Genomic DNA, 2,941 nt, shown 5'->3' with positions numbered 1-2,941 from the left:
TTGAGCACGATGCCCTGCTCGGCCAGGATCTTGTCCGCCTGCGGATAGGCGAAGTCCTCCACCGCATAGCCCGGCGCCTCGCCCGCGACCGGAGCAGCGTCGGCGGCCGCCGGGCCGCCGGTCTCCGTCTGGACTCCGTGCGCCAGCGCGGCCCAGGCCAGGCCGCCGGCGGCCAGCGCGCTCAGCACCCGCGCCACGAGTCTCTTGCGCTGCGGCTTCACCGCAGGGGTGATGCGTAACTTCATCTCGGTCCTCAGCAATTCGTTTTCCTCGGGCCGGATGTCCGCCATCCGGCCCCGTGACAGGCGTGAAGGCTCCGCCTTTCGGAAAGGGGCCCCCAACCCATGCGGGAATACCGAAGAAAGGCTCTTCCCGTCCCGACCCCCGCTTGATCGTCTCCATGCCACATCCACACACGGGGTCCTGTCCACCGTGCGAACTGCGCCAAAACAGACGCCAGTTGGCGACTACGCGTGACTCTCGACACTTCTCGAAAAAGTTGCCCAGCACGTGTGGAGAACGCGTGAAGGCGCAGGGGGGCCACGAGTTGCCCGCCTTTGCGTCGACTCGCCTCGCTGTCGCCTCATTCATCGATCGTCGCGCGCTGCATATGGCCCCTTGGAGAGCGCTTGTGTGCAGCGAACTCCCGCGGTGCACACAAAGAGCCTCCGGGACCCGGGGGACGGGTCCCGGAGGCTCTCCGGGTGCTGCTTCTTGGGATCACTTCGCGACGGCGCCGAACCGACGCTCGCGACCGTCACACGTCAGACGCGCAGACGTCAGGGGCGCAGACTCGCAGACGCGCAGACGCGCAGACGTCAGGCGATCTTCGTCCGGTCCCAGGTCCAGGAACCGGTGTCCGAGTCCCACTTCTTCACCGGGCCGCTGATCCCCGTACCGGTGGAGGTGAAGGTCCACAGCGCCGAATGACCACGCCCGTCCGAGGTGTTCGGGTACTTGTAGAAGGCGCCGACGTCCGACTTGCCGTCGCCGTTGAAGTCACCCGCCACCAGCATCGAGTTGTCCCACGTCCAGGAACCGGTGTCCGAGTCCCACTTCTTCACCGGGCCGCTGATCCCCGTACCGGTGGACGTGAACGTCCACAGCGCCGAATGACCACGCCCGTCCGAGGTGTTCGGGTACTTGTAGAGAGCGCCCACGTCGGACAGGCCGTCGCCGTTGAAGTCACCCGCCACCAGCATCGAGTTGTCCCACGTCCAGGAACCGGTGTCCGAGTCCCACTTCTTCACCGGCGCGTTGAAACCGCTGCCGGTGGAGGTGAACGTCCACAGCGCCGAGTGACCGCGGCCGTCGGACGTGTTCGCGTACTTGTACAGGGCGCCGACGTCGGACAGGCCGTCGCCGTTGAAGTCACCCGCCACCAGCATGGAGCTGTCCCACGTCCAGGAACCCGTGTCGGAGTCCCACTTCTTCACCGGGCCGTTGAAGCCGCTGCCGGTGGAGGTGAACGTCCACAGCGCGGTGTGGCCGCGGCCGTCCGAGGTGTTGGCGTACTTGTACAGGACGCCCACATCGGCGAGGCCGTCGCCGTTGAAGTCACCGGACACCGGAGCGGAGCTGTCCCAGGTGAAGGAGCCGGTGCCGGAGTCCCACACCTTCACCGGCGCGTTGAAGCCGGTACCGGTGGAGGTGAAGGTCCACAGCGCGGTGTGGCCGCGGCCGTCGGAGGTGTCGGGGTACTGGTAGAGGGCGCCGACGTCGGCCAAGCCGTCGCCGTTGAAGTCGCCCGACACCAGCTTGCTGCGGTTCCAGTCCCAGGAACCGGTGCCGGAGTCCCAGGGCCTCACCGGCGCGTTGAAGCCGCTGCCGGTCGACGTCTGGAGCCACAGGCCCGTGTGGTTGGTGCCGTCGGCGTTGGTCCCGTAGTTGTACAGGTACGCGACGTCGGACTTGCCGTCACCGGTGTAGTCCGTGACGCGGGGGACGGAGACGATGGAGGTCACCCAGTCGCGCAGATCGTCGACGCGGGCGCTGACGGCCCCGGTCTGCGTCACGGCCGGGTCGATGCCGAAGCAGCCGCCCTGCCAGGACCTGCTGCTGAGCGCGACCAGCTCGGGCTTGCCGGCCACCGTGCGCACGGCCGGGCCGCCGGTGTCGCCCATGCAGACCCTCGCGCCGTCCTTGCCCGCGATGTCGACGGTGTCCGCGGCGACCGAGCCGACGGTGAAGGTGCCGCTGTGCAGACCCAGCGGGGACCATTCGGTCGCGGTGCGGCCGTAGCCGGCCACCGTCAGGTTCTCGCCGGCCGCGGCCGCGGCGGCGCTGATGGCGACGGGCGTGACGGTGGTGACCGGCCGGCCGAGCCGCGCCAGCACCACGTCCCGCGACGCGGACGAGTACGGGACCAGTTCCACGATGTCGCGCGTCTCACCGGCCGTGCTCGTGAGGTCGGTGCGGCCGATGATCGCGGTGGTCTTGAGCTTGGGGGCGCCCGCGGGTACGGCGAGACTCTGTGCCGGGTCGTCGGCGAAGCAACTGGCGGCGGTGAGCACCCAGTTACGGTCGACCAGGGCGCCCGAGCAACCCTTCTGGCCGTCGCCGATGTCCAGGCGCGCGGTGAAGGCGAGGGAGTTGTCGCTCGCGGCCGGACCGGAGACGGCGCTCGCGGGCGTGGCGGTCAGCGCCAGCGGTGCCGTGACGAGCGCGGCGGCGAGCACCGTGGTGAGTGTGGCGGGACGGTGACGTCTGGGGTGTCGCATGTGACCTTCGGCTTCCTTGGTGGGAGGAGTGCGGTGCCGATGCCCGGCGGAGCGCGGCGGCTCCGGCACGAGGCGCCTGTGGCGGGCTACTTGGAGGTCCTGATCTCCATGAGCATGAACTCGCGTCCCTGCTCGTCCGCGCTCTCGCCCACGGGCGTCCAGGTGTTCTTGGTGATGTCGAAGGACTTCTCCTCGCTCCCCACGGTCATGTCCACCTGGGT

1 protein-coding gene and 1 pseudogene are annotated in these 2,941 nt (G+C 69.0%); both read right to left on the bottom strand.

The features are described from left to right. Nucleotides 1-245, bottom strand: a pseudogene (locus tag ABT085_RS45350) (hypothetical protein); the annotation flags it as partial. A 573-nt stretch (nt 246-818) separates the two neighbouring features. Continuing rightward, entirely contained in the window at nt 819-2,720 is a 1,902-nt protein-coding gene (locus tag ABT085_RS45345; RefSeq protein WP_351622823.1) for a trypsin-like serine protease, read from the bottom strand. Nucleotides 2,721-2,941 lie beyond the last annotated feature (221 nt).

This window comes from Streptomyces sp. NPDC002265 (assembly GCF_040296125.1).
Taxonomy (GTDB): Bacteria; Actinomycetota; Actinomycetes; order Streptomycetales; family Streptomycetaceae; genus Streptomyces.
The sequence above is the reverse complement of the archived record's forward strand: the minus strand, read 5'-3'. Positions and strand labels throughout refer to the sequence as shown.

Excerpts from the sequence above, each read along its gene's own strand:
- ABT085_RS45345 (WP_351622823.1), bottom strand. The coding sequence starts at position 2,720 with ATGCGACACCCCAGACGTCACCGTCCCGCCACACTCACCACGGTGCTC.